The following is a 6,860-nucleotide window of genomic DNA, read 5'->3' as shown; positions in this document are numbered from 1 at the left end:
CCGCCTAGTTAGCGCCCATGCCGGGCGCACCCAAAAAAGTAGCTAACGAAATCGAAAATTTCGTTAGCTACTTTTTATCTATCCTAAATTCTCACCATTGCTGGCAATAACTTCTTTATACCAATCAAAAGAAGCCTTTTTATAACGATTCAACGTTCCGTTACCTTGATCATCTAAATCAACATAGATAAAGCCGTAACGTTTCGACATTTGGCCAGTTGAGGCACTAACCAAATCAATGCATCCCCATGGTGTGTAGCCCATTAGATCAACTCCATCGGCTACCGCACCTGCCATGGCTTCAATGTGCTCACGAAGATAATCAATTCGATAATCATCCTGAACATGGAAATTTTTATCTGGTTTGTCAACAGCGCCTAAACCATTTTCAACCACAAATACTGGTTTTTGATAACGATTATATAATTCGTTTAAAGCAATCCTTAAACCGATCGGATCAACCTGCCAACCCCAGTCACTGGTCTTTAGAAATGGATTTTTAACGCCACCAATCAAGTTTCCAGAAGCCTGTTCAAGACTTGAATCGGCAACATCAACCGTTGAAGACATGTAATAACTGAATCCAATGTAATCAACTGGATTGGTCTTAAGAATGGCCAAATCATCGTCACCAATTTCTAAATCTGAAAAACTAAAACCATATTTGTTCATCAGTTTTTCGGTATACGCAGGATATTCACCACGCACCTGGACATCGCCACAAAAATGGTTAAACGCCTGATTCTGTTCCAGCGTTGCCATCTGATTGACCGGATTAGAATCATATGAATAGGTTGTTGCATACAACAGCATGCAACCAACTTGCAAATTAGGATCCAATTCATGGCCAATTTTAACGGCTTTAGCTCCCGCCACAAACTGATTATGCCAAGCTTGATAGATGTTTTGCTTGTCATTGGCACCGTTAGAAGCAACCAATCCTTGTCCCATGACGGGGAAGGTCAGCGCACTATTAATTTCATTGAAAGTCATCCAATACTTAACTTGCTTGTAGTAGCGGGTCAGTACCGTCCGCGCAAATCGTTCGTAAAATGTGATCAACTGACGATTCTTCCAGCCACCATATTTTTTTACTAGGTTTAAAGGCATTTCATAATGTGAAATTGTAATAACGGGTTCAATATCATATTTCTGACAAGTTGCAATAACCTGATCATAAAATTTCAAACCAGCTTCGTTAGGCGTTTTCTCATCACCGTTTGGAAAAATTCGGGACCAAGCAATTGAGAAACGGTAACATTTGAATCCCATTTCAGCAAACAAGGCAATATCTTCCTTAAAACGATGATAATGGTCGATCCCCTTGTGATTTGGATACGTATGATGTTTTTCATCAATTGTCCAATCAAAATCAGGCTCATCAACTAGCTTAAAACGATCTGGACCACCAGGCAAAACATCGGCAATTGATAAACCTTTGCCACCCTCTTGATAGGCACCTTCCAATTGGTTGGCAGCCGTGGCGCCACCCCACATAAAGTTTTTTGGAAATTTACTCATAACTGAGTTCCTCCTTAAATAACGTACAAAGCAACATCATCATTTGTGACGGTTGTCTTGTCATTAGATACAATTTCAACAAAGTCCTTGGTATTGGTAACAACGATTGGCGTTGTAATATCATAACCAGCTTTTTTAATTGCGTCTAAATCAACATCCATCAATAATTGACCTTTTTTAACTTGATCATTGTCCTTCACATGAGCCGTGAATGGGGCACCTTTCAAATTAACGGTATCTAAACCAATATGAATTAATAATTCAATTCCAGTATCACTCTTCAAGCCAATCGCATGTTTAGTTGGGAAGACGGTCATAATTTGACCATCAAATGGCGCATAAATTTTACCTTCTTCAGGAATAATGGCCACTCCGTCACCTAACATCTTTTTAGCAAACGTGTCATCAGAAACACTCTCTAGGTTAATCATTTCACCTTTAACGGGACTATAAACTTTCTTTGTTTCTTTAGATCCTGAATGTACATTATTTGTAACAACTTTTGTAGTTTTTGGTGTATCTTGTGCATCAGCTGTCGTGGTTGCATCTGTGGCTGTGGTTGTATCTGTAGCTGAAGCCGTAGCTGGTGTTTTTTCATCAATTCCGAATACCCAGGTAAGGACAAATGTTAATACAAAGGAAACAATTACCACGATAACTGCATTAACAATATTGCTGCTATCTGTTTTGCTGACAAATTGAGGTAATGAAAGTAATGACGGAACCGCGAAAGTAAAGGATTTCAATTTTACAATTCCCATAAACAATCCAGTTATAGCTCCTGAAATCATAGAAGCATACAATGGCTTTTTATATTTTAAGGTTACACCATATAACGCAGGTTCTGTAACCCCTGCTAACAAGGCTGAGATACTAGCAGCACCGGCAACTTGACGGGTGTTGCGATTCTTAGTTTTGGCAGCAACTGCTAAACTAGCAGCTCCTTGGGCAATATTAGAAGCTAACATAGCAGGTAAAATCAAACTATCTGGGTTCGCAACAGATGCGGCCAAGAAAATTGGTGCAAATGCCCAGTGCATTCCTGTCATTACAATCAATGGCATAAAGGCCGTCATCAATGCCATGGCAAGCCAGCCAGCTTTGCTTTGAATGAACAAGATAACTGTGGAAAGTAATTTGCCAGCGTAAGTTCCAATTGGTCCAATGACGACGAGAGCCAAGGTTCCGGTAATGAACAAAACCAGTAGCGGTTTCAAAATACTCTTAATCGAAGATGGACAAATCTTATCAACACCCATTTCAATATATTTCATGGCCCAAACAACCATTAAAATCGGGATAACAGATGACGAATAGTTTACCAATGTTACCGGCAAACCCATGAAATGAACCGCATGGCCAGCCTTGACCATTGCTGTAAAGTTTGGATGAATCATAATTCCGGCAACTGTCATAGCCAACATCGGTGTTACTTTAAAGTATTGAGCCGCCGTATATGCCAACATAATTGGTAAGAAGTAAAATGGCGCGTCACCAAAAATGTTCAAAATTGCATAGGTTTGACCTTTTTCACTCATCCAACCCCACATTGGCAGCAAGATCAAGATAACCTTGATCATCCCACCACCGATTAAAGCTGGAATTATGGGTGACATACAAGATGAAATAAAGTTGGCAAAACGATTAAACCAATTTGTTTTCTTCTTTTCTTCTCCTTGATCAGATTGATCAGAAGTTTGATCTGCATCACCAGTGTTAATGTTACCTAATTTCAAAATTTCATCATAATAATTAGAGACATCATTACCCATAATTACTTGGTACTGACCAGATTGATGATTAACCCCCATTACTCCAGGAATTTTTTTAACAGTATCATCATTCACAATGCTTTCATCTTTGAGTCGAAAACGTAACCGCGTCATACAATGAATCAGTGAATTGATATTTTTATCTTCACCGACTGCTTTATAAATTTGTTTTGCGGAATCTTTATAATCCATGTGATCAATCCTTTCTTTTTTCAAATTTTGACAAAAAAAGACCTAAATAGCTAAATAAGCTACTTAGGTCATGCTCAATTAAGATAACACCCTATAAGTTTTTGACAAGGCGCCTGATGTGCACCGTCAGATATAATAATTCCGTACTACTGATCTCGTAATCATACTTTTTCCGAACAAAAGTCTGAATTTTTCGAGCACAGTTATACGCAACAGCATATTTTTTCTTCAACGTTTGTAACAGATCTTCATCGGCATCGTCGTCATAATGCTTGTTTTGGAGAACACGCTGCGCAAAAAACTTCAAATGGGTGATGAACCGATAATAATTTAGCGAGCTTTCGTCAAACTCCGTATTGTAGTAATCCTTCACGATGTCTTCAACTTCTTTGATCATGTTGGTTACGTCATACGCTAAATTTTGTTCGTCGCCAGTTTCGGTTTCTGCATTAACAAAATGTAATGCCACAAAGGCACTCTCATCATCTTCCAGCGTAATTCCAAGCTCATTTTTAACGACTTCAACAAACTTTTGACCAACTGCAAATTCATCCGGATAAAAACGGGCAATATCCCATTTCAACGGATTCTTTAAAACAATTTTCTCATGATATCTTTGAATTGTTGTATGCAGATGATCCGTTAAATTTACATAAATGATCTCATTTAGCTGCTTACCCAATTTGATTTTAGCAAAGTTGATAATCTTCTCTGCAATTAAAATCTCATTCATTGGGACATCCATAACCAGGTCTGTAAATTTGTTCATTGTGTCTTGATCTTTAATAATGAACGTCTTTTCTACCTTGGAAATATCAACCTCTTGACCCTTTTTCTTACCAAATGCAATTCCCGGCCCCATCAATAGAACATCCAAACCATTATGATTTTCTGAAATGGCCGTGTTATTGTTTAAAACGCGTTTTATTTTCACAATAATCACCTAGAGGACTTATTCACTTTAACTTTCTATCGTGAATAAACCATGCTCAAAATTTTGATAACACCTTATTGTATTCAATGTAATCCGCTAAAGATTTTCATCTTCTTGGACTTATTTATCTTTTATCACTCATGCTTACCCGAACGCAATAACATTGTGACAATGTTTCTATATTAGCAGTGTGTGTATCCGCTGTCAAACTTTTTCACTTTTAGCTTTTGTTTTCATCTTTAATTCTGAAAACAGGCTTTCAAGGCAACTAAGATCGGTAAATTGTTAGGTACACCAATTTTTAATTTATCGTTATAAACGCCTGCATATGTGACATTATGTAACATGACCACTTGCATTTTTATTTAGCCTGTCCTAGACTAATAAATGAAATTATTTTTAAAATTTTTCATTTATTTTCAGGAGGCTTTCATTGTGAAAACATATTTTCAGAGATTAGGTCGTTCCTTACAGCTGCCAGTTGCCGTTCTTCCAGCCGCGGCGCTCTTAGTTGGGGTCGGCTTTTGGTGGGCAGCAGCAGATAATGGCTTTATTGCCCGTTTCCTTCAGGCGGGTGGGAACGCCATTTTAACGCAGTTGCCTTTACTATTTGCGGTCGGAACTGCGCTCGGCATGGCCAAAGATAAAGATGGTGCTGCCGCATTAGCCGGGCTTGTTGCTTTTGAAGTCCCTACAAACGTCCTCAAAACAAGTTCTGTGGCCACGCTCATGGGAATTAAAGTTTCAGCAGTTGATCCTTCCTTTGCTGCAATCAGCAATGTTTTTATTGGGATTATGTCCGGTCTGATCGCGGCTGCCTTGTATAATCGTTTCCATGAAACCAAATTACCGATGGCACTATCGTTCTTCAGTGGCAAACGACTAGTTCCAATTCTCGCAGCCGTTGTCATGTTGGCAATCAGTGCAGTTTTGTTGGTTGTTTGGCCACCTTTGTATCATGCCTTGGTTGTCTTTGGGAAATTTATTGTCGGCTTAGGTCCGCTAGGCGCTGGAATTTATGCGTTCTGCAACCGACTTCTTGTTCCCACCGGTCTTCATCAAGCTTTAAACTCCGTTTTTCTGTTTAATGTTGCTGGGATTAATGATATTGGGAAGTTTTTGGCGCATGAAGGACCAAAAGGAGTTACTGGGATGTATCAAGCCGGTTTCTTTCCCGTCATGATGTTTGGGTTACCAGCTGGGGCCTACGCTATTTATAAAAATGCTCGCCCTGAACGTAAAAAAGAAGTTGGCTCCCTCATGTTAGCTGGGGCCTTTGCTTCTTTCTTTACCGGGGTTACCGAACCGCTGGAATTCTCATTCATGTTTGTAGCCTGGCCTTTATACGTACTGCACGCATTCTTTACAGGCTTATCAATGGCATTTGCGGCCTTCATGCATTGGACCGCCGGCTTTTCATTTAGTGCCGGTCTCGTTGATTATGTGCTGAGCCTCAAGAATCCCATCGCCAACCATCCCTTAATGTTGATTCCTCAGGGGCTTGTCATGGCGGCCATTTATTACTTTGGTTTCAATTTTGCCATTCAAAAATTCAATTTGATGACACCTGGCCGCGAACCAGTTACCGACGAAGACGCTGATGATGCACAGGTAAGTATTCAAACAAGTGATACCGATGATAAATACTCAATTCAGGCCAAAAAGATCTATATTGCCATTGGTGGGGTTGATAACATATCAGCTGTCGACAATTGTACGACCCGGCTTCGTTTGCAACTTAAAGACACTGACAAAATTGATGAAGGTGCGATCAAACGAAGTGGGGCAGTTGGTTTAAATAAACTAGATAAAGTTAACCTTCACATTATTATTGGAACCGAAGTTCAGTTTGTCGCTGATGCACTAAGCAAACTCTTTAATGAAAAAACGCCGTTATCTACACTTGAAAACACGGCCGAAAAAGAGCCTGAAGCAAAGTCTGTTGCTACACCAACTGATTCTTCAATTAAATCAGCGGTCACCAGTGAATTTTATAGCGTCGCTGAGGGTCAGTATATGAACATTGAAGATGTAAATGACTCAACCTTTTCACAAAAAATGTTAGGTGACGGTTTCGCAATTGAACCTAAAACTGGCGAGATCACTTCGCCCGTTGATGGTACAGTATCCACCGTCTTCCCTACTAAACATGCAATTGGTTTTACCACTGATTCCGGATTGGAAATTCTTTTACACATGGGAATCGACACCGTCGAACTAAAGGGTAAGCCCTTCGACGTTAAGGTAACCGACGGGCAAAAGGTCAAGCATGGCGATCTAGTTGCCCACGTTGATCTTCAAGCCATCCGAGATGCCGGTAAACAGACCCCAATGATGGTCATTATCACCAATATGGATGCTGTTTCCTTACTGAAATTCAAAGCCGTTCATAATCCAATTACTCCTGAAGTAAAAGTATTAGAAGCTACAACAAAATAAAT

General features: G+C 39.7%; 4 protein-coding genes. 1 reads left to right on the top strand and 3 read right to left on the bottom strand.

Annotated features, from left to right (window positions below; all coding sequences use genetic code 11):
* Nucleotides 1-78: 78 nt before the first annotated feature.
* The 3 genes from IV84_RS09025 to licT all read right to left on the bottom strand — a co-directional run bounded on the left by IV84_RS09025 (nt 79) and on the right by licT (nt 4,419).
* Entirely contained in the window at nt 79-1,521 is a 1,443-nt protein-coding gene (locus tag IV84_RS09025; protein ID WP_046872326.1) for a glycoside hydrolase family 1 protein, read from the bottom strand.
* A 14-nt stretch (nt 1,522-1,535) separates the two neighbouring features.
* Nucleotides 1,536-3,485 carry a PTS beta-glucoside transporter subunit IIBCA gene (locus IV84_RS09020; protein WP_046872325.1) on the bottom strand — a complete coding sequence of 650 codons (1,950 nt, stop codon included), beginning with the start codon at nt 3,483-3,485 and terminating at the stop codon, nt 1,536-1,538.
* Nucleotides 3,486-3,576: 91 nt separating this feature from the next.
* Complete coding sequence (gene licT, locus IV84_RS09015) at nt 3,577-4,419, bottom strand: BglG family transcription antiterminator LicT (RefSeq protein ID WP_046872324.1); 843 nt, start codon at nt 4,417-4,419, stop codon at nt 3,577-3,579.
* Between the two features lie 435 nt (nt 4,420-4,854).
* Here licT and nagE point away from each other — a divergent pair, with 435 nt between their 5' ends.
* The gene (nagE, locus tag IV84_RS09010) at nt 4,855-6,858 is read left to right on the top strand and encodes an N-acetylglucosamine-specific PTS transporter subunit IIBC (RefSeq protein WP_046872323.1); all 2,004 of its coding nucleotides are present in this window, start codon (nt 4,855-4,857) and stop codon (nt 6,856-6,858) included.
* The last annotated feature ends 2 nt before the right edge of the window (nt 6,859-6,860 follow it).

The sequence above is a fragment of the Pediococcus damnosus genome (genome assembly GCF_001437255.1).
Classification (GTDB): domain Bacteria; phylum Bacillota; class Bacilli; order Lactobacillales; family Lactobacillaceae; genus Pediococcus; species Pediococcus damnosus.
The sequence above is the reverse complement of the archived record's forward strand: the minus strand, read 5'-3'. Positions and strand labels throughout refer to the sequence as shown.